We start from the raw sequence: 24,488 nt of genomic DNA, 5'->3' as shown, positions 1-24,488 counted from the left end.
TTCCCATGAGGAACTCTCGAACGCCCCATCACCGGAAGGAGCGACGCGACCCATGGCTCAGCACACATGGACGGCCGTTGACCACTACTTCGACGGACTGCTGGTCGAGGAGGACGAGGCCCTGCTCGCCGCGGCCGCCGCCACCGGGACCGCCGGCCTGCCCGCCCACCAGGTGGCCCCCAACCAGGGCAAGCTGCTGAACCTCCTCGCCCGCGTCCGCGGCGCACGCCGCATTCTGGAGATCGGCACCCTGGGCGGCTACAGCACCATCTGGCTGGCCCGCGCGCTCCCGGCCGGCGGTCGGCTGGTCACGCTGGAGGTCGACGAGCGGTGCGCCGACGTCGCGGCCGCCAACATCGCCCGGGCCGGGCTGGACCACGTCGTCGAGATCCGGCGCGGCCGCGCCGTCGACCTGCTGCCCGCACTCACCGGCGAAGAGCCGTTCGACCTGGTCTTCATCGACGCCGACAAGCCGTCCAACCCCGAGTACCTGGAGTGGGCCCTCAAGCTCACCCGGCCCGGCAGCGTCATCATCGGCGACAACGTCGTCCGCGACGGCGCCGTCGTCGACCCGGACAGCTCCGACCCCCGCGTGCAGGGCGTCCGCCGGTTCACCGAACTCATCGCCGAGCACCCGCAATTGACCGCCACCGCCCTGCAGACCGTCGGCAGCAAGGGCTACGACGGGCTCATCCTGGCCCTGGTCACCGACTGACCCATGGCGCGGGCGCGGGCCGTTTCCGTGCGAGCGGGGGACATTCGGGGGACACCGGGCTGCTGGCGCCGCCTTCTGCTCGCGTTGCGTTTGCCAGCCGCTGCGGGCGGCCGGAGACTGGTGATATCAGCGTGGCCCCGCCTCTGCAAACGGGGTTGGTCGGCGCCAACGCTTCTCCCGCTGCTGCCACACCCAGTGGGCACCTGCCGTTCTGTCTGCGAGACCTTCCCGGAGGTCCCGGGGCAACGCCGCGTCCGGCCACGCCACGTTGAACGTCGCGCATCTTCCTCGTGTTGATGAATGCCGAACCATCGGCTCTCTCACTCAGGAGGTACCCCATGAGGAGAACACGCCCGATCAACTGCATCATTCCCCCGTACATCCTCGACAAGCTCGCGGAGAGCAAAGACAAGGAAGTGCGCCAAGCCGCCCTGAACACCCTGTTGACGACCGCTCGCCTGCGGGGTGAGCGAACCGTCCGAGCGTCTCTGGCCGGCGCGGCAGCCCCCGGCAACGCCCGGCGCACCGTCTTCGACTGCGAGCACTCGGAATTTGTCCAGTCCGCGGTCCTGGCCCGGACGGAGGACGGACCGGAGTCCGCGGACGAGTCCGTCAACCAGGCATTCGATGCACTCGGACTGACGCGCGATTTCTACAAGGAGGTGTTCCAGCGCAATTCCATCGACGGCCGGGGAATGCGCATGGACGGGTTCGTCCACTTCGGCGAGAAGGTCGGCAACGCCTTCTGGGACGGACGGCGGATGCTCTTCGGCGACGGGGACGGAGTGGAATTCGGTGACCTCACCGGATCCCTCGAAGTGATCGCCCACGAGTTGACGCACGGAGTCACCGATCACACCTCGGCATTCGAGTACCACAAGCAGTCAGGGGCCCTGAACGAGTCGATGTCGGACGTCTTCGGGTCGCTGGTCAAACAGTGGAAGCGCAAGGAGACGGCCGAAGAGGCCGACTGGCTGATCGGCGCTGACGTCTGGACCCCGGGAATCGAAGGCGATGCCCTGCGATCGATGAAAGCCCCGGGGACGGCATTCAACCACCCGCTGGTCGGAAAGGACCCCCAGCCCGACCGTATGAGCAGATTCGTCCACATGCCCGACACCCGGGCAGGGGACAACGGTGCGGTGCACTACAACTCCGGCATTCCGAACAAGGCCTTCTTCCTGACGGCCGCGGGCATCGGCGGATTCTCCTGGGAGGCTGCCGGGCCCGTCTGGTACGAGTCGCTCAAGGCGTCCACCGCCCAGGACCAGTTCCAGGACTTCGCGGACACCACCTACCTGAAGGCCGGGGAACTGTTCGGCACCGGCAGCCCCGAGCAGTCGGCCGTGCTGGCGGCGTGGCAGGAGGTCGAAATCCAGGTCAGAGGCGTCCCCATCGGGCTCGCCCGGGCACGGAGCTATCCGGTCGACGGGCGCGGTGGCCTGGGCCGGGAGGACGGCCTGACAGAGCTGACCAGGCAGGTCACGGCCTTGAGTGACAAGCTGACGGTGCTTGCCAGGGAAGTGGCCGCACTGAAGGCCACCGGGTGACCACCGGAAATCGCCACCGATCCGCGGGTCGCGCGCGGTGAAGGTGACCCTGGAGACATACGGCGGGCTGGCGGCGGCCGCCGACTTCCGCCGCCGGCCCCAGGTAGTGGACACGGCCGGCCTGCCCGAGAGCCCCGCCAGCGAGCTGGCCCGGCTGGTGGCGGCCGCCGTAGCGATGCCCGTGGAAGCCGACACCGGACGCGCCAGGGATGCGCGGAGCTACGCGATCACGGTGGAGGACGGCGGACGCTCGACGCTCCTCGAACAGTCGGACGCCGCCATGACCCCCGCCTTCGCGGCCTTGCTCACGTGGCTCCGGAGACACTTCGCCGGGCAGTGAACGGGCGACGGGTCAGACAGCCTCACCCGCTGGACACCGGGGGACGGAATCCTCTCTCTCGGATCTCGCCTGACCCGCGCCGCCTGGCAAGATCCGAAAGGGACGACCTAGTAATCTCCGCGAAATGACGGCACTTTCCCACCACAGCAACGGCCACGTCGAGCAGCCCGGCCGCGACGGCGACACCGCGACCACCGAGGCCGATCCGCACGCCATCGGCCCCGTGCGGACCGAGTACGCCCCGGACCCCGACGGCGATCCCGACCCCGGCGAGATCGTGTGGACCTGGGTCCCCTTCGAGGAGAACGACGGGCGCGGCAAGGACCGTCCCGTGCTGGTCGTGGCCCGGGAGGCGGGTGGACGGACCCTGCTCGCCGTACAGCTGTCGAGCAAGCGGCACGACCACGACCGGGAGTGGGTGCCGATCGGGACGGGTCCGTGGGACAGCGCCGGGCGCGAGTCCTGGGTGGACGTGGACCGGGTGCTGCGGGTGCACGAGCCGGGGATGCGCCGCGAGGCCTGCGCGCTCGACCGCGGCCGCTTCGACCTGGTCGTGGACCGGCTGCGCGAGCGCTACGGCTGGCGGTGACGCAATCGGGCCGGGCGGTGGTCGCGGCCGTGGTCGCGGCCGTGCCCGCGGCCACCGCCCGGGACCGGCCCCGGCCTCCCGTGTCCCTGGCCCGGACGGTCCTGGTGATCTCCTAGGGTGAGGCCCGTAGGCGGACACAGGGAGTAGCGGGCATGCGAATAGAACGACACAGGGTGAGCGAGGCCGCCCTGGCAGCGGTACGCGAGGACTTCGCGAACAAGATGATCTCGGACGTGTACTCCAGGTCCCGGGCCGGTCTGATCGACGCCTACGACTGGTGGGACATCACGCTGCGGTTCCTCGACGGCCTCGGCGCGTACTCGGCGGTGACCCCCGACCTCGACACCCCGGAGGCGAGGGCGATCCTGGGCGACGCGGCCGAAACGGCCGCCGCCACCGTGTCGTTCGCCGCCTACCCGAACGCGTCCTTCCGCGTCTTCCTCAACTACGTCGACTTCGGCCGCGACTACGAATCCGGGGCGGGCGGCAGCGCCCAGCCGGTCAGCGCCGCGCGCTGGATCGACGCGTTCTGTGTGGCGGTCCTCGCCGACAAGGCCGAACGGCACGGCGAGGCCTTCCACTTCGCCCGTACGGCACCGCAGCGGGCCGGCGGGCCCGGGCTCCCGCCGGTGGAGCTGATCAACGGCCTGCTGGCGTACGTCAGCGGGGACATCGGGGTCGAGTACCAGAAGTTCCCGCCCTCCCCGCAGGAGAAGCTCGCCGCCCTCGATGCCGCGCTCGCCCGGATCGCCGACCGGCAGGCCAGGGCCGGAGCCGGAGCCGACAGGACCGGGGCGGCCGACCCCGCGACCGGCGCGCTGCGCGCCCTGCGCGCGCTGGCCGCCCGGGACCGGGAGGCCTTTGCCGCCGAGCTCGCCGCACTGCTGCTCCCGTACTCCCGTCTGGAGGACCTCCGGGCCGAGCCGCGCAGCCTGCTGCCCCTGCTGCCGCTGGCGCTGGCCGCGCTCGGCTACCGCCGCGAGGGCTGGCAGCCGCCCGTCGAGTCCGGCTACCTGCCGCGGGCGCTGGTCACCGGCTTCGAGGCCCCGCCGCCGCGGGTGGGGCCGTACGGGCGCGAGCGGCGTGCGGACGCCGTCGCGGCGCTGGCCACGGGCCCCCTGGTCGTCGAGCGCCCGGAGATGCCGGAGCCTGCGGGGCACGCCGACCACCTCGTACGCACGCTGTACGAGGCCACCCGCGCGGGTGGCGCGTCCGGGGACTCCGCCCGCCCGGACCGCCCGCTCGGCCCCGGGTACTGGTACGAGTCCCTGAAGCACGCCTTGATCACCGGCAGCCGTGCGGAACTCGCGCCGCTGGTCCTCAGCGGCCCCGCCGCGCTGGAGGAGGACCGGTCCGCGTACGCCTCGTACCGGCAGGCCCTGCACGACTACCTGCGGGGCGAGGACCCGGAGCCCGCCACCGACCGGGCCGTCGCCGACGTCGGGCAGACCCGGGAGTGGGGCTTCCTCCCGGCGCCGGCCGTGCTCTTCTCCCAGCTGGTGGAGGGCGACGAGGAGAGCTTCAACCTGGCTCTGGCCGATGCACTGGAGGCTCACCGGGACTACCACTCGGTGGGTGACCGGCTCTTCGGCGCCGGGGCCGACGCCGCGGTCGACTTCGACGTCCTGGCCCTGGCCTGCCACGCCCGCCGCCGGGGCTGGCGGATCCGCGTCTCGTCGCCCTATCTGCCGGAGATCCTGCTGGGGGCGGCGAACCCGTTCTGAGCGCCACGGGCCGCCCGCGGCCCCGCCGCCCCGCGGCCCCACCGCCCCGCGGCCCCACCGCCCCCGTATCTCAGCTCGGGAAGACCCGGTCGAAGGTCTCGCGGGTGGTGGGGTCGCGGTCGAGGATGCCGAACACGACGTGCTCGAAGACTCCGGCGAACCGGTCCGCGAGCAGCCCCCGGAAGGCCCCGGCCACCTGCGCCGGGTCGTTCTGGAACACCCCGCAGCCCCAGGCCCCGAGCACCAGCCGCCGGTATCCGTGCAGCGCCGCCACCTCCAGGACGAGCCCGGCCCGCCGTACCAGCGCCGCCGGGATCTCGGCGGTCCGCTCCGGCTCCTGCCGGCGGATCGTGCCCGCGTTGGGCGCCGGCGAGGTGAGGAAGCCGACGTGGAAGGGGGTCTCCAGCAGATCGCCCCGGTCGTCACGGAAGACCGGGACCCCGGGCGAGTGAATCACCCGGTCGGTGTAGAAGGTGCTCCGCTCCGCGCGGTGGACCTCGTAGTACTCCGGGGCTTCCAGCAGGGTCGCGTAGAGGGCGGAGGCGCGGCACAGCGCCTCCTCCTGGGCCTTGGCCCCGCGGACGTAACCGCCCCCGGGGTTACGGGCCGAGGCGAAGTTCAGGACCGCGACAGGAGACGGATCCGGGTCGGCCGGGGTGGCGGTCGCGAGCCTACGGGCGGCGACCGTGCTGCTCTCTCCGGTGACCTCGACGACGGTCGCGCTGCCGCCGGAAGCGATCACTTCATCTGGAATGACCCGGTTTGGTCCATATATCCTGGTTCCGGCCTTGGCTTCCGCCAGGGCGGCGGCCAGCGGAACCTGCCGTCCCGACCGCGTCCGGTACCCCCCGGCCGCCAGGATCTCCGCGTTCTCCCGCGCGATCTCGCGCAATCTGCTGCTCACGCCGCCATCCTCCGCACTGCGATTCCCGGCGGCAAAGGGTTTTGCGTCCCGAGGAGGGGTAGGCACGGGTGATGTCACGACCGACGACAGGAGACGAGGACCCGGTCATGTCCCAGGACCCATCCGCTCCCCCACCCGCGCCCGGCCCGACCCCCGTGCCCTCGATCAGCGAGAAGCAGGCCGAGGACCTGATCCACGGCATCTGTTTCAAAACCGGCCCGCCCCGCCTCCTCGGCGCCGAGCTCGAATGGCTCGTCCTGGACGCCGAGCGCCCGGAGCAGCCCCTGCCTCCCGAGCGGCTACGGGCCGCCCACACCGCGGCCCGCGCCCTGCCCCTGCACTCCCGGGTGACCGTCGAACCGGGCGGCCAGCTCGAACTCAGCTCGGCCCCCGCCACCTCCCTCAGCGGCTGCGTGGACGACCTGCAGGCCGACCTCACCGCCGTACGCGCCGCTCTGCTGGCCCAGGGCCTGGTCCTGCGCGGCGTAGGCCGCGATCCCCGCCGCCCGTACCGCCGGCTGCTGAACAGCCCGCGCTACGACGCCATGGAGGCCTACTTCGACCGCACCGGCCCGGCCGGTCGCGCCATGATGTGCGCCTCCGCCTCCGTGCAGGTCTGCGTGGACGCCGGCTACGACGAGCCGGGCGTGCTCGGCCACGGCCGGCGCTGGCGGCTGGCGCACCTGCTGGGTGCGATTCTGGTGGCCGCCTTCGCCAACTCCCCCGCCGACGAGGGCCCGTACGCCGGCTGGCGCTGCGCCCGCCAGGGGATCTGGAGCGACCTGGACACCCGGCGCGCCCTCGCCCCGCCCCTGGACGCGGAACCTCGCACCGCGTGGACCCGGCAGGCCCTGGACACCGAGGTGATGTGTGTCCGGTCGTACGAGGACGACGGCCCGTGGGAGACCCCGCCCGGCACGACCTTCCGCGACTGGCTGCGCACGGGCGGGCACCCCGCGCTGCGGCCGCCCACCGCCGAGGACCTGGACTACCACCTGACCACGCTCTTCCCGCCGGTCCGGCCGCGCGGCCACCTGGAGCTGCGGATGATCGACGCGCAGTCCGGCGACGACGGCTGGCTGGTCCCGGTGGCCGTCGTGCACGCGCTGTTCGACGATCCGGAGGCCGCCGAGACCGCGTACCGGGTGGCCAAGGGGCTGGCCGACTCCTACGGCACGCACCCCGCGCCCCGCAACCCGCTCTGGCGGTCGGCGGCCCGGCACGCTCTGACCGATCCGGAGCTGCGGGCGTCCGCGAAGGCCTGTTTCCGGGCCGCCGCCGAGGCCCTGCCCCGGCTCGGCGCGAGCACGCACGTCCGGGACACGGTCGGTGCCTTCACCGAACGCTACGTACTGCGCGGCCGATGTCCGGCCGACGACTGGTCCACACAGGTGCTCACCGGAAAAGAGGCCCGCCGATGACCACCGGATCTCCCCCCGCCGCCCCCTCCTCCCCCTCCCCCGCCTCGTCCTCCGACTCCGACTCCGACTCCCGCCTGCGGGAGCGGGCGGCCGCCGCCCTGACCGCGGCACGCATACGCACGGCCGGCCTGACCGACGCCGTGACCGACGAGGACCTCGCCGCCCAGCATTCCCCGCTCATGTCGCCGCTGGTCTGGGACCTGGCGCACATCGGGAACCAGGAAGAGCTCTGGCTGCTGCAGCGCGTCGCCGGACGCGCGTCGATGCGCCCCGAGATCGAGCCCCTCTACGACGCCTTCCAGCACCCCCGCGCCGAGCGGCCCAAGCTGCCGCTCCTCGGACCCGCGGAGGCCCGCCGGTACGCGGCCGAGGTGCGCGGCCGGGTCTTCGACCTGCTGGAGCGGACGCCACTGGAGGGCAGCACGCTCCTCGACGACGGTTTCGCCTTCGGGATGATCGCCCAGCACGAGCAGCAGCACGACGAGACCATGCTGATCACCCATCAGCTCCGGCGGGGCGCGCCCGTGCTGACCGCCCCGGAACCGGACGGCGCCTACGATCCGCCACCCGCCGCCGAAGTCCTCGTCCCCGGGGGCCCGTTCACGATGGGCACCTCCGCGGAGCCGTGGTCGCTGGACAACGAACGCCCGGCGCACGTCCGGGACACCGCGCCCTTCTGGATCGACACGGTTCCCGTGACCAATGCCGCGTACCTGGCGTTCATCGCCGACGGCGGTTACCGCGATCCGCGCTGGTGGGCGGCGCCGGGCTGGGAGCAGATCCGCGAGCACTCCATCGAGGCCCCGCTGTTCTGGCACCGGGAGGCCGGCCAGTGGCTGCGCCGCCGCTTCGGGGTGATCGAACCGGTGCCGGACGAAGAACCGGTTCTGCATGTCAGCTGGTACGAGGCGGACGCGTACGCCCGCTGGGCGGGGCGGCGGCTGCCCACGGAGACGGAGTGGGAGAAGGCCGCCCGGCACGACCCGGCGACCGGCCGGTCCACCCGCTACCCGTGGGGCGACGCCGACCCGACCCCCGCGCACGCCAACCTCGGGCAGCGGCACCTGCGCCCGGCGCGCGCGGGCAGTTACCCGGCCGGGGCCTCCCCGCTGGGGGTGCGCCAGCTGATCGGCGACGTGTGGGAGTGGACCTCCTCCGATTTCCTGCCGTACCCGGGCTTCCGGGCCTTCCCGTACCGGGAGTACTCGCAGGTGTTCTTCGGCCCGGAGCACAAGGTGCTGCGCGGCGGCTCCTTCGCCGTGGACCCGGTGGCCTGCCGGGGCACCTTCCGCAACTGGGACCTTCCGGTGCGGCGGCAGATCTTCTCCGGCTTCCGGACCGCGAGGGACGTCTGATGTGCCGTCACCTCGCCTATCTGGGACCGGTGGTGGCGCTCGGAGAGCTGCTGAGCGAGCCGGAGCACTCGCTGGTGCGCCAGTCCTGGGAACCGCGCCGCCAAGTGTCCGGGACGGTCAACGCCGACGGCTTCGGCATCGGCTGGTACGCGGAGGGGGACCCGGTGCCCGCCCGCTACCGGCGGTCCGGGCCCATCTGGGGCGACCTGACCTTCGCCGATCTCGCCCGGGTGGTCCGCAGCGGGGCCGCGCTGGCCGCTGTGCGGGACGCCACGGCCCCCGGGGCCGACGGGGAGGCGGCCGCCGCGCCGTTCGCGGACGGGCCGTGGCTGTTCAGCCACAACGGCTCGGTGCGCGACTGGCCCGGGTCCGCCGCCGCGCTCGCGGCCGGGCTGCCACCTGCGGAACTGCTCCGGCTGGCCGCGCGCACGGACTCGGCGCTGGTCTGGGCGCTGGTCCTGCACCGGCTGCGGGCCGGGGACGACCTGGGTACGGCGCTCGCCGAGCCGGTCCGTGACCTGGCTTCGGCGGCTCCCGGCTCCCGGCTGAACCTGCTGCTCACGGACGGCGTCACGATCGCCGCGACGGCCTGGGGCGATTCGCTCTGGTACCTGGCCGACGCGGAGCGGCGGCGCACCGTGGTGGCCTCCGAGCCGTACGACGACGACACCCGGTGGCGCGAAGTGCCCGACCGGACCCTGCTGACCGCCACCCGCACCAGGGTCGAACTGACCCCGCTCAAGGAGAACTCCCTGTGAACGACTTTCGGTTGACCCGGACACTCGACGAGCACGCCGCGGAGACGGCGCTGCGCACGGATGTGCTGCACGGGCTGACGCACACGCCGAAGCTCCTGCCGCCCAAGTGGTTCTACGACGCGCGGGGCAGTGAGCTCTTCGAGGAGATCACCCGGTTGTCCGAGTACTACCCGACGCGCGCGGAGCGGGAGATCCTGCTGGAGCGGGCGCGGGAGATCGCCACCGAGAGCGGCGCCCGCACCCTGGTGGAGCTGGGTTCCGGGTCCTCGGAGAAGACCCGGCACCTCATCGAGGCGATGCCCGCGCTGGACACGTACGTGCCGGTGGACGTGAGCGAGAGCGCGCTGCGCGGGGCGGCCGAGACGCTGCTGGCGGAGCATCCGGGGCTGCGGGTGCACGCCCTGCTGGCCGACTTCACGCGTGCGCTGCAGTTGCCGGACTCCCCCGGGCCCCGGCTGGTGGTGTTCCTGGGCGGCACGATCGGGAATCTGCTGCCGCCGGAGCGGGCGGTGTTCCTGGCGTCCGTACGGGCGATGCTGTCGCCCGGGGACGCGCTGCTGATGGGGACGGACCTGGTGAAGGACGAGGCCGTGCTGGTGGCGGCGTACGACGACGCGCGGGGGGTGACCGCCGAGTTCAACAAGAACGTGCTGGCGGTCATCAACCGGGAACTGGGGGCGGACTTCCACACGGCCGACTTCGCGCACGTGGCGGTGTGGAACAAGGAGCAGGAGTGGATCGAGATGCGGCTGCGGGCCCGGTCGGAACTGGTGGTGAAGATCCGGGCCCTGGATCTGGTGGTGCCGTTCGCGGCGGGTGAGGAGATCCTGACGGAGGTCTCCGCGAAGTTCCGTCAGGAGGGCGTGCGCAAGGAGCTGGCGGCGGCCGGGCTGGAGCTGACCCAGTGGTGGACGGACGCGGCGGGCCGGTTCGCGCTGTCCCTGTCGGTCGCCGACGGCGCGGTCGGCTGAGCGGGAATGCCCGGTAGCGGGTTCGGGTCGGTGGGGCCGGTCCAGGCGCCGGCGACGGCCCGCTGAGCCGCTGCCGCGAGGTCCCGCCGGTGCGCGTACCGGCCCGGCGGGATCCGCGGCAGCAGCCTGACCTCGGCCCGCACCCCGCGGGCCCGGGCGATCCGCCACAGCGAGGCGGTCAGCGGGTCGTCCCCGACGAAGGCGGGCGCCCCGGCCGGGTTCCCGTCGCACCGCAGGTAGGTGAGCCGCAGGGGCTGTACGGGGACCCGGGCGTCCAGGGCCGCCTGGAAGGCGGCCCTGCGGAAGGTGCCCTGGGCCCGCCCGCACCACGTGGAGCCCTCGGGGAAGACGGTGACCCGGTCCCCGGCCAGCAGGGCGCCGGTGAGGGCCTCGACGGTGGCGGGCAGGGCGCGGATCCGGTCGCGTTCGATGAACAGGGTGCCGGCCTGTCCGGCGAGGCGTCCGAGCACCGGCCAGGCCCGGATGTCGCTCTTGGCCAGCATCCGGCAGGGCAGGGCGGCGGCCACCAGCGGGATGTCCAGCCAGGAGATGTGGTTGGCGACAAGGAGCCGGCCGCCGCCCGGCCCCGGGCTGCCGTGCACGGTGATCCGTATGCCGAAGGCCCGTACGAGCGCGGTGGACCAGGCCCGTACCACTCGGTGCCGGGGGCCGGCCGGCAGCAGCCGGACCGGCGGGGCGCCCAGGATCCCGAGCAGGATCAGGGCGACGGCGGCGGTGAGTCTGAGCACCGCCCGGGGAACGCTCGCGGTGTCCCCCTCGTGCCCGGCGCAGGCCTCGGGGGTGCAGGGCGAGGTGGGCAGCCAGACGCTCATGCGCCCGGGACGAGCGAGCGGAAGTGCTTGAGGTAGCGCGGGTTGGTGCGGCGCAGGGAGAGCAGTACGTACAGGTCGGCGCAGCCGAACCCGGCGTCGAGGGCGGGCTCTCCGCACACCCAGGCACCGAGGCGGAGGTAGCCGCGCAGCAGCGGGGGCAGCTCCATGCGGTCGGGGAAGGTGATGCCCTCGGGGCTCCAGGGGAGGTGGGGGGTGACCCGGTACTCCTCGGGGGCGAGGCTGCGGGTGAGGGCGGTCTCGCGGGTGGCGGCGGCCAGGACCCCGCCGTCGGCCAGCGGTATCGAGCAGCAGCCGGCGAGCCAGTTGTGCCCGGTGCGGTCCATGTAGTGGGCGAGGCCGGCCCAGATGAGGGCGATGACGGCGCCGTTGCGGTGGTCGGGGTGGACGCAGGAGCGGCCGACCTCGACCAGGTCGGGGCGGATGGGGGCGAGGGCCGAGAGGTCGAATTCCCCTTCGGAGTAGAGGCGGCCGGCGACAGCGGCGCGTTCCGGGGGCAGCAGCCGGTAGGTGCCGACGACCTGCTCCGTCTCCTCGTCGATGACGAGGAGGTGGTCGCAGTACGCGTCGAAGGCGTCGGCGTCGAGGCCGGGCTCGGGCCCGTCCAGGCGGGCGCCGAGCTCCCCGGCGAAGACCTGGTGGCGCAGCCGCTGGGCGGCGCGCACCTCGTCCTCGTCGCGGGCGAGGCGGACGGCGTAGCGCGGTCCTTCGGAGGGCGCGCCGGGTGCCGCGGCCTGGGCCCTGACGGGGGCGAGGCGGGTGGCGGGCGCGGGTGAGGGGGCCGGCGCCGAGGCGGGGAGGGGGGACGGGGACAGGGGTGCGATCGTCATGGCGGCTCCTGATCCGGGCACGGAGGGCCAGGCCCGCAGGTGCGTGGCCTGGCTCCTTTACTTCTTCCGTGACCGGCTGGATTCGACATGACCGCTCAGCGGCCCTTGGATGTGCGGACGCTGAACTCGGCGGTACCCCCGTCCCGGCGGTGGCCGGGGCACCGGCTCAGCGGTCGGAGCTGAGGACCTTGCCGATCTCTTCGGAGGCGGCCCGGGCGGCCTGCTTGGGGTCCCGGCCGGTGAGCACGGCCGTCATGAAGGGCTTGATCGGGTTCTTCGCCTCGACCTCGGCCCAGCGGGCGGAGGTGGGGGTGGCGCGGCCCTGGGCGGCGCCGGGGGCCATGGCCGCCGCGCCCTCGTTGCCGTCGACGACGTGCGCGAGGGTGGTCTTGTTGGGTACGTAGCTCATCGTGCGGGCGAGTTCGGTCTGCCACTTCTCGCTGACGAGGGCCGTGATCACGTCCACGGCGCCCTTCCGCTGTCCGGTCCGCGCCGGGATGATCAGGTCGGAGCCGCCGGTGAAGACGGCCCCCGGCTTGTCGGAGGTCTTGCCGGGGATCGGGAAGAAGCCGAGCTTGCCCTTCAGGGCGGGGTTGGCCGCCTCGATCTCGGCGGCCTGGCCGGGCGGGGCGATGATCTGGGCGACCTGGCCGCGGGCGAAGACCTGCGACTGCGGGGGCGTCTCCTCGTCGGCGCCCTCGGGGCCGTCGCCGAGGGCCTGGAGCTGCTTGTAGAAGTCCATGCCGGCCAGGGCCTTGTCGTCGTCGAGCGCGCCGACCCACTTGCCGTTGGTCTCGACGGCGAGTTCGCCGCCCTCGTCCCAGATGAAGCCGGCGAGGGCGTACCAGTTCTGGCCCGCGAGGTAGATGCCCTGCTGGTCGCCCTTGTCGAGCTTCTGGGTGGCCTGGATCCACTCCTGGCGGTTCTTGGGCGGGGTCTTGATGCCGGCGCTCGCGAAGAGGTCCTTGTGGTAGATGACCACCCGGTTGGCGGCGTACCAGGGGATTCCGTACTGGGCGCCGTTGATGGTTCCCGGGTCGGCGAGGCCCTTCAGCCAGTCCTTGCTGCCCCATGCGCGCAGGCCTTCGAGGGTGAGCTCTTCGAGGCCGCCGGTCTCGATGTACTTGGCGACCTGGGTGTTGCCGACCTCGATGACGTCGGCGCTCTCCTTGCTCGTGCCCGCGAGGACGGCGTTGACCTTGTCGCCGATGCCCGTCCACTCCTGGATCCTGACGTCCAGGTCAATGCCGGGGTGTTCCGTCTCGAAGTCCGCGGTGAACTTGCCGATGAAGTCCTCCGAGGCGCTGCCCTTCATCAGCCAGAGCGTGACCTTGTGCGACCCTCCGGCCGGGTCGGCCGACCGGCTGCAGCCCGTGAGGGCGGTAGCGGCCGCGAGGGCGGTGCAGACGGCGAGCAAGCGCATCTTCAAGAGGGTCACCTTCTGGGCTCGGTCTCAGATGGCTCGAAATTGGCATAGACCAATAGGCCGGTCAAGGGCCTTTCGCTCGGGACTGTTCACCCAAAGTTCGCGGACCCGGACTTACTGGGGCACCGTAGAACCAGGCAAAAGCCACCCACTGTCGGGAGACCTCCATGTCCAATCACACGTACCGGGTGACCGAGATCGTCGGCACCTCCGACGAGGGCATCGATCAGGCCATCCGCAACGGGATCGCCCGGGCGGGCCAGACCGTGCGGAACCTGGACTGGTTCGAGGTGGTTCAGGTACGCGGCCACATCGAGAACGGGGAGATCGCCCACTACCAGGTGGGGCTCAAGGTCGGCTTCCGCCTTGAGGGCGAGGACTGAGCACCCGGGCCCCTGGCCCCTGGCCCCTGGCCCCTGGCCCCTGGCCTCTGGCCTCCGATAGCCGAGCCCCCGGTCACCTCACGTCCGTCCGTCGACCTCCTGGGCGGACAGCAGCTCGGGCGCGTCCGCGGCCCAGTCGGCCAGGACCACCCGGAATCCGGCGGCGCGCGCGGCCTGGCAGACGAGCTCGTCGTCGTCGACGAGCATCCGCACCTCCCGGCCCCGGGAGATCCGCCGCAGCACCTCGATCTTCGTCGTGCGGGCCGGGCGCCGGTCCTGGTTGCCGCGCATGAACAGCCGCCCCTCGGGCAGACCGTGCCGGGCGAGCCAGTCGAGCGTGTCCGCGCGGCACCGCTCGGGGCGCCCGGTCAGGTACACCACCTCGCAGTCGGCCGCGCTCTCCACGGCCAGCGCGACCCCGCGCCCGAGCGGCGGATCGGCCGGGGCCGCGGCGAAGAAGCCCGTCCAGTCCCGGGGCCGGCGCTCCAGGAAGTGCTGGCGATGACCGGTGTCCGCCAGGGTGTTGTCGATGTCGAAGACGGCCAGCGGCCGGGACGTGTGCTCACTCATCCCGCCAGCCTAAGAGAGCCGGGGAATCCCCCGGGCCGCCGGACGTTGAGTCCTGTGTGATCCGAAAACTCTCGATACTCGACCGGTCGCGCACCCGCGAGGGCCACCCGGCCCCACAGGCCCTGCGCGACACCGTGGAGCTGGCCCGGACGGCCGAGGAACTCGGCTACCACCGCTTCTGGGTCTCGGAGCACCACAGCGTGCCCGGTGTCGCGGGCTCGGCGCCGACGGTGCTGGCCGCCGCCGTCGCCGGAGCGACGCACCGGATCCGGGTCGGCACGGGCGGGGTCATGCTGCCCAACCACCAGCCGCTGGTGGTGGCGGAACAGTTCGGTGTCCTGGAGTCGCTGTTCCCCGGCCGGATCGACATGGGCCTCGGGCGTTCGGTCGGCTTCACGGGCGGCATCCGGCGGGCGCTGGGCCGCGACACCGGCGACGCCGACCGCTTCGAGGAACAGCTGGCCGAACTGCTGGGCTGGCTCGACGGCACCCAGCGGGCCCACCCCGAGGTACACGCCCGCCCCGCCGAAGGGCTGCGGATCCCGGCCTACGTCCTGGCCACCGGTGAGGGCGCCGGGATCGCCGCCCGGGCCGGGCTGCCGCTGGTGGTGGGCGACCTGCGGGCCCGCGGCCGGGTGAGCGAGATCGTCCGGGCGTACCGCGAGGAGTTCCGGCCCTCCGCCCGGGCGGTGGAGCCGTACGTCGTGGTCTCGGGCACGGTGGCGGTCGCGGCCACCGAGGAAGAGGCCCGCCGCATCCTGGTCCCGGAGGCCTGGGCCCTCGCGCACTCCCGCACCCGGGGCAGCTTCCCGCCGCTGCGCCCGGCGCAGGAGATCGAGGCGCTGGAGATGACCCCGAAGGAGCGCGAGCTCTACGAGGGCGCCCTCGCCGGCCACGTCCACGGCACGGAGGACCGGGTGGCGGCGGAACTGTCGGAGGTCGCGGACCGGACCGGCGCGGACGAACTGCTGGTCACCACCTCCACGTACGACCGCACGGCGCTGCTGGACTCCTACGCACGCCTGGCCCGGATCGCGGGCCTCTGAAGGCAAGCCTCTAAAATAGGACGAATGCATCAGGCCGCCGGTACCCCCGCCCCTCCCCCCACGTCCCTCGACCCCTACGTGCGGGTCCGGGGCGCCCGGGAGCACAATCTGCGCGGCGTCGACGTGGACATCCCGCGCGATGCGCTGACCGTGTTCACCGGGGTGTCCGGCTCCGGGAAGAGCTCGCTCGCCTTCGGCACGCTCTACGCCGAGGCCCAGCGCCGGTACTTCGAGTCCGTGGCCCCGTACGCCCGCCGCCTGATCCACCAGATCGGCGCGCCGAAGGTGGACTCCGTCACCGGGCTGCCGCCGGCCGTCTCGCTGGAGCAGCGGCGCTCCTCCCCCGGCTCACGCTCCTCGGTCGGCACGGTGACCCTGCTGTCCAACTCCCTGCGGATGCTGTACTCCCGGGCCGGGACCTATCCGCCGGGTGCGGAGCGGCTCGACTCCGACGCGTTCTCGCCCAACACCGCCGCCGGGGCCTGCCCGTCCTGTCACGGGCTCGGCCGGATCCACCGCACCAGCGAGGAGCTCCTCGTCCCCGACCCCGGGCTGTCGATCCGTCAGGGTGCGATCGCCGCCTGGCCGGGCGCCTGGCAGGGCAAGAACCTGCGGGACATCCTGGACACCCTCGGCCACGACGTGGACCGGCCCTGGCGGGAGCTGCCCGCGAAGGACCGCGAGTGGATCCTGTTCACCGAGGAGCAGCCGGTGGTGACCGTGCACCCGGTGCGGGAGGCCGAGCGGATCCAACGGCCCTACCAGGGTACGTACATGAGCGCCCATCGGTACGTCATGCGGACCTTCGCCGACAGCAAGAGCGCCACCCTGCGGGCCCGCGCCGAGAAGTTCCTCGCCGACTCGCCGTGCCCGGTGTGCGAGGGGCGGCGGCTGCGGCCGGAGGCCCTCGCCGTGACCTTCGCCGGGCGGACCATCGCGGAGCTCGCGGCACTGGCGCTGACCGACCTGGACGCCGTACTGGCCTCCGCGTCCCTGGACGGGGAGGCGGCGCGGGTGCTCGCCGAGGACCTGCGCTTCCGGATCGGGCCCGTCACCGAGCTCGGGCTGGGCTACCTGAGCCTGGACCGGACCGCGCCGGCCCTGTCCGCGGGCGAGCTGCAGCGGCTGCGGCTGGCGACGCAGCTGCGCTCGGGGCTGTTCGGGGTCGTGTACGTACTGGACGAGCCGTCGGCGGGGCTGCACCCGGCCGACACCGAGGCGCTGCTCGGCGTACTGGACCGGCTGAAGGAGGCCGGGAACACGGTCTTCGTCGTGGAACACCACCTCGACGTGGTGCGGCACGCGGACTGGCTGGTGGACGTGGGCCCGCTGGCCGGGGAGCACGGCGGGCAGGTGCTCCACAGCGGGCCGCCGCAGGACCTGGCCGGGGTGGCGGGGTCGGCGACGGCCCGGCACCTGTTCGCGGCGCGGGAGCCCGCCACGGCCCCAAGGCAGGTGCGCGGGGCGACCGGGGCGGTGCGGCTGACCGGGGTGGACCGGCACAACCTGCGGGAGCTGGAGGCGGAGTTCCCGCTCGGGGTGTTCACGGCCGTCACCGGGGTGTCGGGGTCGGGCAAGTCCACGCTGGTGGGCCAGGTGCTGGCCCGGGAGGTCGGCGAGCGGCTCGCGGAGGCGGACTTCCCCGTACGGCGGCTGGTGGAGGTGGACCAGAAGCCGATCGGCCGGACGCCCCGGTCCAACCTGGCCACGTACACCGGGCTGTTCGACGTGGTGCGCAAGCTCTTCACGGCGGCTCCGCAGGCGCGGGCGCGCGGCTGGAAGGCGGGCCGGTTCTCCTTCAACGTGCCGGGCGGCCGCTGCGAGACCTGCCAGGGCGAGGGTTTCGTCTCGGTGGAGCTGCTGTTCCTGCCGAGTACGTACGCCCCGTGCCCCGAGTGCGCGGGGGCCCGGTACAACGCCGAGACCCTGGAGGTCCGGTACGAGGGCCTGAACATCGCGGAGGTACTGGGCCTGACGGTGGAGTCGGCGGCCGCCTTCTTCGCGGAGGTTCCGGCGGCGGCGCGCAGCCTGCGGGCGCTGGAGGAGATCGGGCTGGGCTACCTGCGGCTGGGGCAGCCGGCCACCGAGCTGTCGGGCGGCGAGGCGCAGCGGATCAAGCTGGCGACGGAGCTGCAGCGGCTGCGCCGGGACCACACGCTGTACCTGCTGGACGAGCCGACGACCGGGCTGCATCCGGCTGATGTGCGGGTGCTGCTGCGGCAGTTGCACGGGCTGGTGGACGCGGGGCACTCGGTGGTGGTCGTGGAGCACGACATGGAGGTGGTGGCGGGCGCGGACTGGGTGATCGACCTCGGTCCGGGCGGTGGCACGGCGGGCGGCCGGGTGGTCGCCGCGGGTACGCCGCGGGAGGTGGCTTCCGCGACGGGCAGCCGTACGGCCCCGTACCTGGCGCGCGCCCTCGGGTCCGGCCGCGACGGGGAGGCGGGGCAGGCATAGGCTGCCGGGCATGTTGTGGAAACGCCGGAGTGAACCGGCTCCGGCGGCGGAGGCGCCCGCCGCCGTACCTCCGGCGGGGCCGGTCGCGCGGCTCCCCGTGACGAACGACGGGCGGAACCCGCTGTCGCTGATCCTCGAACCCTGGGCCTCGGAAATATGGCTGGAGCCGGGCGAGAAGGTCACCGTGATCACCGTCGGCTCGGCGGACCGCGCCCGGCCCTGGTCCGGCACCCGGGCGCCCGACGAGCCCTTCGAGCTCCAGTACTGCGCGGACATGCTGGTGGTCTGGGCGAACGGCAGCCTGACGACCGTCGAGGACGCCTCCGGGAACGAACTGTTCCGCTGGTGAGGCTCAGACGTCGCCCGGGAGCAGGTGCTGTGGCAGTTCGCGGAAGCTCCACCGGCCCTGGCGGCGGGTGAACATCCAGACGAGGTCGTGCCGGTCGGGCCAGGTGGCCGGGGTTCCGGGGATCCGGTGGGCGCCGAGGGCCCGGATCAGGCGCGGGATCCCGCTGTGCTCCCAGCAGACGAGCACGGGCATGGGAGCGGCCAACGCGGCCTGCGCGAGGGCGGCTTCGGCGCCGACCGCGAACTCGGCGCGGACGGGGGTGCGCAGGGCGGTGGCGAGCGCCGCCACCGTCTGCTTGCACCGCGCGGGAGCGGCGGTTCCCTTCCCGCCTGCCGCGAAGACCGCCGCGGGGCGGGGCAGCGAGGAGCCGGGGGCCGGCGGGAAGAGGCGCGGGAGGCGCTCGGCCCGGCGCCAGCCGCGGCCGGCCAGCGAACCGGGGTCGTCCTCGCCCTCCTCGTCCCGGCCGGCGCCGCCGGCGTACGGCTTCTCCGCGTGCCGGATCACCATGACCAGGGCGTCCTTGGGTCCGGCCGGCGCACCGGGTGCCGGGGGGCGCGGGGCTTCCCCGCCCGAGCACCCGGCTCCGGCCCCGGCCAGCGGGACGAGGGCGGCGGCCAGTACGGCTCGGCGACGCGGTCCGGACCCGGAGGGGGCTTCTGGCATGGCGCCACTGTCCCCCACGGCCCGGGCGGCGCCGGGACACGGCGCGGTACGGGCCGTGCCGGTCAGCCGATCGGCGCAGGGGCGGGAGCCTTGGACCCCGGGCTCAGCGGGGGCCCTTGCGCACGGCCCGCAGCCACTCCTTGTTCATCGCGGCGATCGACGGCAGCGGGATGCCCTTCGGGCAGGCCGTGGCGCATTCGCCGGTGAGGGTGCAGCCGCCGAAGCCCTCCTCGTCCATGCGGGCCACCATGTCCAGCACCCGGGTCTCGCGCTCCGGCGAGCCCTGCGGGAGGACGTTCAGGTGGTTGACCTTGGCGGAGGTGAAGAGCATCGCGGAGCCGTTGGGGCAGGCCGCTACGCACGCGCCGCAGCCGATGCACTCGGCGTGCTCGAAGGCGAAGTCGGCGTCGGCCTTGGGCACGGCGGTGGCGTGCGCCTCGGGGGCGGCGCCGGTGGGGGCGGTGATGTAGCCGCCGGCCTGGATGATCCGGTCGAAGGCGCCACGGTCGACGACGAGGTCCTTGACCACCGGGAAGGCGGCGGCCCGCCACGGCTCGACGTCGATGGTGTCGCCGTCGGCGAAGGACCGCATGTGGAGCTGGCAGGTGGTGGTGCGTTCCGGGCCGTGGGCGTCGCCGTTGATGACGAGGCTGCAGGCGCCGCAGATGCCCTCGCGGCAGTCGTGGTCGAAGGCGACCGGGTCCTCGCCGCGCAGGATGAGGCCCTCGTTGAGGGTGTCGAGCATCTCCAGGAAGGACATGTCCTTCGAGATGCCGTCGACCTCGTAGGAGGCCATGTGACCGGGGGCGTCGGCGTCGCGCTGGCGCCAGACGCGCAGGGTGAGCTTCATGCGTAGCTCCGCTGGGTGGGGTGGACGTACTCGAAGACGAGGTCTTCCTTGTGCAGGACGGGGGCGGCGCCGGTGCCCTGGTACTCCCAGGCGGCCGCGTATCCGAACTCCTCGTCGCGGCGGGCCGCTTCGCCGTCGGGGGTCTGGGACTCCTCGCGGAAGTGGCCGCCGCAGGATTCGGCGCGGTGGAGTGCGTCGAGGCACATCAGCTCGGCGAGTTCGAAGTAGTCGACGATGCGGTTGGCCTTCTCCAGCGACTGGTTGAACTCCTCGCCGCTGCCCGGGACCTTGATCCGGCGCCAGAACTCCTCGCGGATCTCGGGGATGCGGTCGAGCGCCTTGCGCAGGCCCTCCTCGCTGCGGGCCATGCCGCAGTATTCCCACATCAGTTCGCCGATCTCGCGGTGGAAGGAATCGGGGGTGCGGTCGCCGTCGACGGCGAGGAGTTTCGCCAGGCAGTCGCGGGTCTCGCGGATCGCCGCCGCGGCCTCGGGGTGGCTGTCGTCCACGGTGTCCTGGTGGGGGTGGCGGGCGAGGTAGTCGTTGATCGTGGAGGGGAGCACGAAGTAGCCGTCGGCGAGGCCCTGCATCAGCGCGGAGGCGCCGAGGCGGTTGGCTCCGTGGTCGGAGAAGTTGGCCTCGCCGATGGCGAAGAGGCCGGGGACGGTGGTCTGGAGGTCGTAGTCGACCCACAGGCCGCCCATCGTGTAGTGGACGGCGGGGTAGATCCGCATGGGGACCTCGTACGGGTTCTCCGCGGTGATCCGCTCGTACATCTCGAAGAGGTTGCCGTACTTCTCGGCGACCTTGTCGCGGCCCATGCGGCGGATGGCGTCCGCGAAGTCGAGGTAGACGCCCTGGCCCCCGGGGCCTACGCCGCGGCCTTCGTCGCAGACGTTCTTCGCGGCGCGGGAGGCGATGTCGCGGGGCACGAGGTTGCCGAAGGAGGGATAGATCCGCTCCAGGTAGTAGTCGCGCTCCGCCTCGGGAATGTCGGCTGCGGCGCGGGTGTCGCCCTCGGCCTTGGGGACCCAGATGCGTCCGTCATTGCGCAGGGACTCGCTCATGAGGGTGAGCTTGGACTGGTGGTCGCCGGTGCGCGGGATGCAGGTGGGGTGGATCTGGGTGAAGCAGGGGTTGGCGAAGTACGCGCCGCGCCGGTGCGCCCGCCAGACGGCGGTCGCGTTGGAGTTCATGGCGTTGGTGGAGAGGTAGAAGACGTTGCCGTAGCCGCCGCTCGCCAGGACCACGGCGTCGGCGTAGTACGTGGAGATCTCGCCGGTGATCAGGTCGCGGGCGACGATGCCGCGGGCCACTCCGTCCACGACGATCAGGTCGAGCATCTCCGTGCGGGCGTGCATCTCGACGTTGCCGGCGGCGATCTGCCGGGAGAGTGCCTGGTAGGCGCCGAGCAGGAGCTGCTGGCCGGTCTGGCCGCGGGCGTAGAAGGTGCGGGAGACCTGGACGCCGCCGAAGGAGCGCGTGTCGAGGAGGCCGCCGTACTCGCGGGCGAAGGGGACGCCCTGGGCCACGCACTGGTCGATGATCTCCACGGAGATCTGGGCGAGGCGGTGGACGTTGGACTCGCGGGCGCGGAAGTCGCCGCCCTTGACGGTGTCGTAGAAGAGACGGTGCACCGAGTCGCCGTCGTTGCGGTAGTTCTTGGCGGCGTTGATGCCGCCCTGGGCGGCGATGGAGTGGGCGCGGCGCGGGGAGTCGGAGAAGCAGAACTGGACCACGTGGTAGCCCTGTTCGGCGAGTGTCGCGCCGGCCGCTCCGCCCGCCAGGCCGGTACCGACGACGATGACGGTGTGCTTGCGGCGGTTGGCCGGGTTGACGAGCTTGGCCTCGAAGCGGCGGCGGTCCCAGCGGTCCGCGATCGGGCCTTCGGGGGCCTTGGCGTCGGAGACGGGGTCGCCGGTGGTGTATGCGGCGTAGTGAGGGCCCTGCCGGTGGGGGTCCTGCTGGTGGAGGTCCTGCTGGTGGAGGTCCTGCTGGTGGGCGTGCTGATCGCGGTCGTGCTGGTGTGCGCTCATGGTCAGTTCACCACTCCGGTCATGACGGCTACGGGGACGGACACGAAGCCGGCGAAGAGGACGAGGGCCAGGCCGTTGGCCAGGAACTTCAGCGTCCGCTCGCGTCGGGCGCTGCCCGCGCCGAGGGTCTGCGCGGCGCTCCAGAAGCCGTGGCGGACGTGCAGTCCGAGGGCGGCCATGGCCACGATGTAGATCGTGTTCCCGTACCAGGTGGAGAAGGTGGACAGGACGTTCTCGTACGGGTGGCCGGACCAGGCGCGCTCATTGACGGTGAGCGTGGTGAGGTCGAGCAGGTGCCAGACGATGAACAGGCCGAGGATGATGCCGCCCCAGCGCATGGTGCGGGTGGCGTAGCTCGCGCGGCGGCGCTTGTGGGCGTACTTCACCGGGCGGGCCTTGATGTCGCGGCGGCTGAGCTGGTACGCGGACACGGCGTGGGCGACGACCGCGGCGAGCAGTCCCACGCGGACGAGCCACAGGGCCCACTCGTGGTGCAGGAAGGGCGAGCCGAGGGTGCGCAGCCAGTGGGCGTAGCCGTTGAACTCGTCGGCCCCGAAGAAGATCTTGAGGTTTCCGAGCATGTGCACGACGAGGTAGCCGAGCATGATCAGGCCGGACACGGCCATCACGGACTTCTTGCCGACGGAGGAGTCCCAGATCGTGCGTGCGATGGACGGCCGTCGATCCGTCCGCGTTGCCAGAACCATGTCCTCGACGGTACGGACGAGGGTCCCGAAAGGTCCAAGACATGATGGAGCTGATATCGATAGACGGTAACTATCGAGGGCGCGGGTGTCGTGTCGATCAGGCCGGATCAGGGAGCGGTGGCCGGTGCCATGGGGTCTCCCCAGGCCCGACAGGGCCGAGGGGAAGGCTCGCACGGCGGACGAGGGAGGCGACGCGGAGCGTCGCCGGCCGAGGACAACGCGGCGAGGCGCGGTGCCGGGCGCCGCGAGCCCGCCCTGATCGCCAAGACACCCCCTAGCCTGGCCAAGGCACCCCCTAGCCTGGGCGTATGCAGTTCCAGCAGCTTCTGTACTTCGTGGCCGTCGCCGAGACCCGGCATTTCACCCGGGCCGCGGAGCGCGTGCACGTGGCCCAGCCCTCGCTCTCGCAGCAGATCAGGGCGCTCGAACGGGAACTCGGGGCCGAGCTGTTCAGCCGGGCCCGGGGCAACATCACGCTGACCGACGCGGGTGAGACGCTGCTGCCGCTGGCCCGCCGGATCCTGGCGGACGCGGACACCGCGCGGCTGGAGGTGCAGGAACTGGCGCAGCTCCGGCGCGGCCGTGTCCGGCTCGGCGCCACTCCCAGCATCTGCACGGGCCTGCTGCCGGACGTACTGCGGGCCTTCCACGACGCGCATCCCGGGATCGAGCTGCTGATCGAGGAGAGCGGCTCGCTCGACCTCGTACGGGAACTCGCGCGCGGAGCCCTGGACCTGGCCCTGATCGCGCTGCCGCTGCCCCCTTCGGCACCGGCCCTGACCACGGTGGAGCTGCTGACGGAAGACCTCGTGGTGGTCTCCTCGGCGGAACGGCCGGCGCCCGGCGGGGGCGGCGAGCTGACCATCCCGGGGTTGCGGGACGAGCCGATGGTGATGTTCCGGCACGGCTACGACCTGCGGGAGCTCACGGTGACGGCCTGCCGGGCGGAGGGCTTCGAGCCGGTCTTCACCGTGGAGGGCGGCGAGATGGACGCGGTCCTGGGCTTCGTCCGGGCGGGGCTCGGTATCGCGGTGGTCCCGGCGATGGTGGCGGACCGCGCCGGTCCGGGCCTGCGGGTGACCCCGCTGGCCGGCTCCCCGCTGCGTCGCACGATCGCCCTGGCCCACCGCACCGACGTGGCTCCGCCGCGCGCGGCCCGCGAGCTGAAGCGCGTACTGACCGGCTGACTCCGCCGCGGCGGGGCCCCGGGCGGGGCGGGCCGGGCGGGGCGGACGGTCATTTCAGGGCCTGGGCTTGGGCTTGGGCCTGGGCTTGGGCGGACGCCTGGGCGGGGCCTGCCGGCAGGGCCTTGTCGAGGCCTTCGGCGAGCATCCCGAAGGCCTGATCGGCATCGGCCACCGCGGCCGCGTGGGCCTCGTCGGCGCTCTGCCCGGATTCGATCCGCCGCCAGTTCACCCGGCCCAACTCGTGCCGGACCGCCACCAGATGCATCGCGGCCAGGCGGGCGGCGAGCGGCGCCACCGACTCCGCCTCCAGCCCGGCGGCGAGCAACTCCACCTCGCGGTCGGTGTAGCGGCTCAGCCGGCTCTTGAGGCTGGCGGTGCTGTAGACGAGCCCCTGGAAGGCCATCACGTTCGGGTGGTCGCACAGCCCGGTGATCGGGTCCCGCTCGGCCAGCGCCGCCAGGAAGTGCGCGTGCACGGCGCCCACCGGCGTGCGGCCGGCGGGCCGCTCGCGCACGATGCGCGCCACCTCGTCCTGGTGGTCGGCGAACCGGTCGAGCAGGAGGTCCTCCTTGCTCGGGAAGTACCGGAAGAGGGTGGGCTTGGAGACCTCGGCCGCGGCCGCGACGTCCGCCACCGACACGGCATCGAAGCCCCGTTCCAGGAAGAGCTCCAGCGCCGTCGCCGCCAGTCGGTGCCGCGTACGGAGCTTCTTGTTCTCGCGCAGACCCGTCGTGTTCTCCATGCGCACAGCGTACCACGGATGCGTGACCGGGTTATTTTTGTAACCGGGTTGCTTTTTCTGGCGG

General features: G+C 72.8%; 24 protein-coding genes. 14 read left to right on the top strand and 10 right to left on the bottom strand.

Going from position 1 to position 24,488, the window contains the following annotated elements; translation table 11 throughout:
• The first annotated feature begins 52 nt into the window (after positions 1-52).
• The 5 genes from ACFY0D_RS13470 to ACFY0D_RS13450 all read left to right on the top strand — a co-directional run bounded on the left by ACFY0D_RS13470 (position 53) and on the right by ACFY0D_RS13450 (position 4,918).
• Positions 53-715: an O-methyltransferase gene (locus ACFY0D_RS13470; RefSeq protein WP_390798473.1), complete on the top strand. Its 663-nt coding sequence runs from the start codon at positions 53-55 to the stop codon at positions 713-715.
• A 338-nt stretch (positions 716-1,053) separates the two neighbouring features.
• Positions 1,054-2,265 carry a M4 family metallopeptidase gene (locus ACFY0D_RS13465; RefSeq protein WP_390798472.1) on the top strand — a complete coding sequence of 404 codons (1,212 nt, stop codon included), beginning with the start codon at positions 1,054-1,056 and terminating at the stop codon, positions 2,263-2,265.
• Between the two features lie 43 nt (positions 2,266-2,308).
• The gene (locus tag ACFY0D_RS13460) at positions 2,309-2,605 is read left to right on the top strand and encodes a protealysin inhibitor emfourin (RefSeq protein ID WP_390798471.1); all 297 of its coding nucleotides are present in this window, start codon (positions 2,309-2,311) and stop codon (positions 2,603-2,605) included.
• Positions 2,606-2,729: 124 nt separating this feature from the next.
• Complete coding sequence (locus ACFY0D_RS13455; protein ID WP_390798470.1) at positions 2,730-3,194, top strand: type II toxin-antitoxin system PemK/MazF family toxin; 465 nt, start codon at positions 2,730-2,732, stop codon at positions 3,192-3,194.
• Positions 3,195-3,346: 152 nt separating this feature from the next.
• Positions 3,347-4,918 (top strand): immunity 49 family protein, encoded by a 1,572-nt coding sequence (locus ACFY0D_RS13450; RefSeq protein WP_390798469.1) that lies wholly within the window; start codon positions 3,347-3,349, stop codon positions 4,916-4,918.
• A gap of 70 nt (positions 4,919-4,988) precedes the next feature.
• On the opposite strand, the gene ACFY0D_RS13445 is transcribed toward ACFY0D_RS13450, so the two are convergent.
• Positions 4,989-5,822 carry a TIGR02452 family protein gene (locus tag ACFY0D_RS13445; protein WP_390798468.1) on the bottom strand — a complete coding sequence of 278 codons (834 nt, stop codon included), beginning with the start codon at positions 5,820-5,822 and terminating at the stop codon, positions 4,989-4,991.
• A gap of 107 nt (positions 5,823-5,929) precedes the next feature.
• Here ACFY0D_RS13445 and egtA point away from each other — a divergent pair, with 107 nt between their 5' ends.
• The 4 genes from egtA to egtD are packed head-to-tail and all read left to right on the top strand — an operon-like array spanning position 5,930 to position 10,327.
• On the top strand, positions 5,930-7,243 hold the full coding sequence (gene egtA / locus ACFY0D_RS13440) for an ergothioneine biosynthesis glutamate--cysteine ligase EgtA (RefSeq protein ID WP_390798467.1): 1,314 nt from the start codon (positions 5,930-5,932) through the stop codon (positions 7,241-7,243).
• Positions 7,240-8,598, top strand: a complete 1,359-nt coding sequence (egtB, locus tag ACFY0D_RS13435) for an ergothioneine biosynthesis protein EgtB (RefSeq protein WP_390798466.1) — start codon at positions 7,240-7,242, stop codon at positions 8,596-8,598. Before egtA ends, egtB begins: the two co-directional genes overlap by 4 nt.
• The gene (egtC, locus tag ACFY0D_RS13430) at positions 8,598-9,356 is read left to right on the top strand and encodes an ergothioneine biosynthesis protein EgtC (RefSeq protein ID WP_390798465.1); all 759 of its coding nucleotides are present in this window, start codon (positions 8,598-8,600) and stop codon (positions 9,354-9,356) included. The genes egtB and egtC overlap by 1 nt, the downstream gene beginning before the upstream one ends.
• Positions 9,353-10,327, top strand: coding sequence for an L-histidine N(alpha)-methyltransferase (gene egtD / locus ACFY0D_RS13425; RefSeq protein ID WP_390798464.1), 975 nt, complete (start codon positions 9,353-9,355; stop codon positions 10,325-10,327). The genes egtC and egtD overlap by 4 nt, the downstream gene beginning before the upstream one ends.
• On the opposite strand, the gene ACFY0D_RS13420 is transcribed toward egtD, so the two are convergent.
• From ACFY0D_RS13420 to ACFY0D_RS13410, 3 genes are all read right to left on the bottom strand, one after another.
• Positions 10,210-11,160 carry a lysophospholipid acyltransferase family protein gene (locus tag ACFY0D_RS13420; RefSeq protein WP_390798463.1) on the bottom strand — a complete coding sequence of 317 codons (951 nt, stop codon included), beginning with the start codon at positions 11,158-11,160 and terminating at the stop codon, positions 10,210-10,212. The two genes, egtD and ACFY0D_RS13420, sit on opposite strands and share 118 nt — an antisense overlap.
• Positions 11,157-12,008, bottom strand: coding sequence for a GNAT family N-acyltransferase (locus tag ACFY0D_RS13415; protein ID WP_351158117.1), 852 nt, complete (start codon positions 12,006-12,008; stop codon positions 11,157-11,159). The genes ACFY0D_RS13420 and ACFY0D_RS13415 overlap by 4 nt, the downstream gene beginning before the upstream one ends.
• A 166-nt stretch (positions 12,009-12,174) precedes the next feature.
• Positions 12,175-13,437, bottom strand: a complete 1,263-nt coding sequence (locus ACFY0D_RS13410) for an extracellular solute-binding protein (protein ID WP_390798462.1) — start codon at positions 13,435-13,437, stop codon at positions 12,175-12,177.
• Positions 13,438-13,601: 164 nt separating this feature from the next.
• On the opposite strand from ACFY0D_RS13410, the gene ACFY0D_RS13405 reads away from it, so the two are divergent.
• Entirely contained in the window at positions 13,602-13,817 is a 216-nt protein-coding gene (locus tag ACFY0D_RS13405) for a dodecin (protein ID WP_390798461.1), read from the top strand.
• Between the two features lie 78 nt (positions 13,818-13,895).
• On the opposite strand, the gene ACFY0D_RS13400 is transcribed toward ACFY0D_RS13405, so the two are convergent.
• Complete coding sequence (locus ACFY0D_RS13400; RefSeq protein WP_390798460.1) at positions 13,896-14,387, bottom strand: hypothetical protein; 492 nt, start codon at positions 14,385-14,387, stop codon at positions 13,896-13,898.
• 56 nt (positions 14,388-14,443) lie between these two features.
• Between ACFY0D_RS13400 and ACFY0D_RS13395 the strand changes: the two genes are divergently transcribed.
• Genes ACFY0D_RS13395 through ACFY0D_RS13385 form a run of 3 tightly spaced genes read left to right on the top strand, consistent with a single transcriptional unit; the run spans position 14,444 to position 18,239 of the window.
• Positions 14,444-15,433 carry an LLM class flavin-dependent oxidoreductase gene (locus ACFY0D_RS13395; protein WP_390798459.1) on the top strand — a complete coding sequence of 330 codons (990 nt, stop codon included), beginning with the start codon at positions 14,444-14,446 and terminating at the stop codon, positions 15,431-15,433.
• A gap of 24 nt (positions 15,434-15,457) precedes the next feature.
• Positions 15,458-17,890 carry an ABC transporter gene (locus ACFY0D_RS13390; RefSeq protein ID WP_390798458.1) on the top strand — a complete coding sequence of 811 codons (2,433 nt, stop codon included), beginning with the start codon at positions 15,458-15,460 and terminating at the stop codon, positions 17,888-17,890.
• Positions 17,891-17,900: 10 nt separating this feature from the next.
• The gene (locus tag ACFY0D_RS13385; RefSeq protein WP_390798457.1) at positions 17,901-18,239 is read left to right on the top strand and encodes a hypothetical protein; all 339 of its coding nucleotides are present in this window, start codon (positions 17,901-17,903) and stop codon (positions 18,237-18,239) included.
• A 3-nt stretch (positions 18,240-18,242) separates the two neighbouring features.
• Here ACFY0D_RS13385 and ACFY0D_RS13380 read toward each other — a convergent pair whose 3' ends face one another.
• The 4 genes from ACFY0D_RS13380 to ACFY0D_RS13365 form a co-directional block, all read right to left on the bottom strand.
• A complete protein-coding gene (locus tag ACFY0D_RS13380; protein WP_390798456.1) occupies positions 18,243-18,902 on the bottom strand; it encodes a hypothetical protein in 660 nt (219 codons plus the stop codon).
• Positions 18,903-19,005: 103 nt separating this feature from the next.
• Positions 19,006-19,752, bottom strand: a complete 747-nt coding sequence (locus ACFY0D_RS13375; RefSeq protein WP_390798455.1) for a succinate dehydrogenase/fumarate reductase iron-sulfur subunit — start codon at positions 19,750-19,752, stop codon at positions 19,006-19,008.
• Positions 19,749-21,788 (bottom strand): fumarate reductase/succinate dehydrogenase flavoprotein subunit, encoded by a 2,040-nt coding sequence (locus tag ACFY0D_RS13370; protein ID WP_390798454.1) that lies wholly within the window; start codon positions 21,786-21,788, stop codon positions 19,749-19,751. The genes ACFY0D_RS13375 and ACFY0D_RS13370 overlap by 4 nt, the downstream gene beginning before the upstream one ends.
• A gap of 2 nt (positions 21,789-21,790) precedes the next feature.
• Positions 21,791-22,495: a succinate dehydrogenase gene (locus ACFY0D_RS13365; protein WP_390798453.1), complete on the bottom strand. Its 705-nt coding sequence runs from the start codon at positions 22,493-22,495 to the stop codon at positions 21,791-21,793.
• A gap of 308 nt (positions 22,496-22,803) precedes the next feature.
• Here ACFY0D_RS13365 and ACFY0D_RS13360 point away from each other — a divergent pair, with 308 nt between their 5' ends.
• Entirely contained in the window at positions 22,804-23,682 is an 879-nt protein-coding gene (locus tag ACFY0D_RS13360; RefSeq protein WP_390798452.1) for a LysR family transcriptional regulator, read from the top strand.
• A 49-nt stretch (positions 23,683-23,731) separates the two neighbouring features.
• Here the strand turns inward: ACFY0D_RS13360 and ACFY0D_RS13355 are convergent, their stop codons facing one another.
• Positions 23,732-24,424, bottom strand: a complete 693-nt coding sequence (locus ACFY0D_RS13355; RefSeq protein WP_390798451.1) for a TetR/AcrR family transcriptional regulator — start codon at positions 24,422-24,424, stop codon at positions 23,732-23,734.
• Positions 24,425-24,488 lie beyond the last annotated feature (64 nt).

This window comes from Streptomyces sp. NPDC001502 (assembly GCF_042894785.1).
GTDB classification, from domain to species: Bacteria; Actinomycetota; Actinomycetes; order Streptomycetales; family Streptomycetaceae; genus Streptomyces; species Streptomyces kutzneri.
Note: the sequence above shows the minus strand (reverse complement) of the source record. Positions and strands in the feature narration are given on the sequence as shown.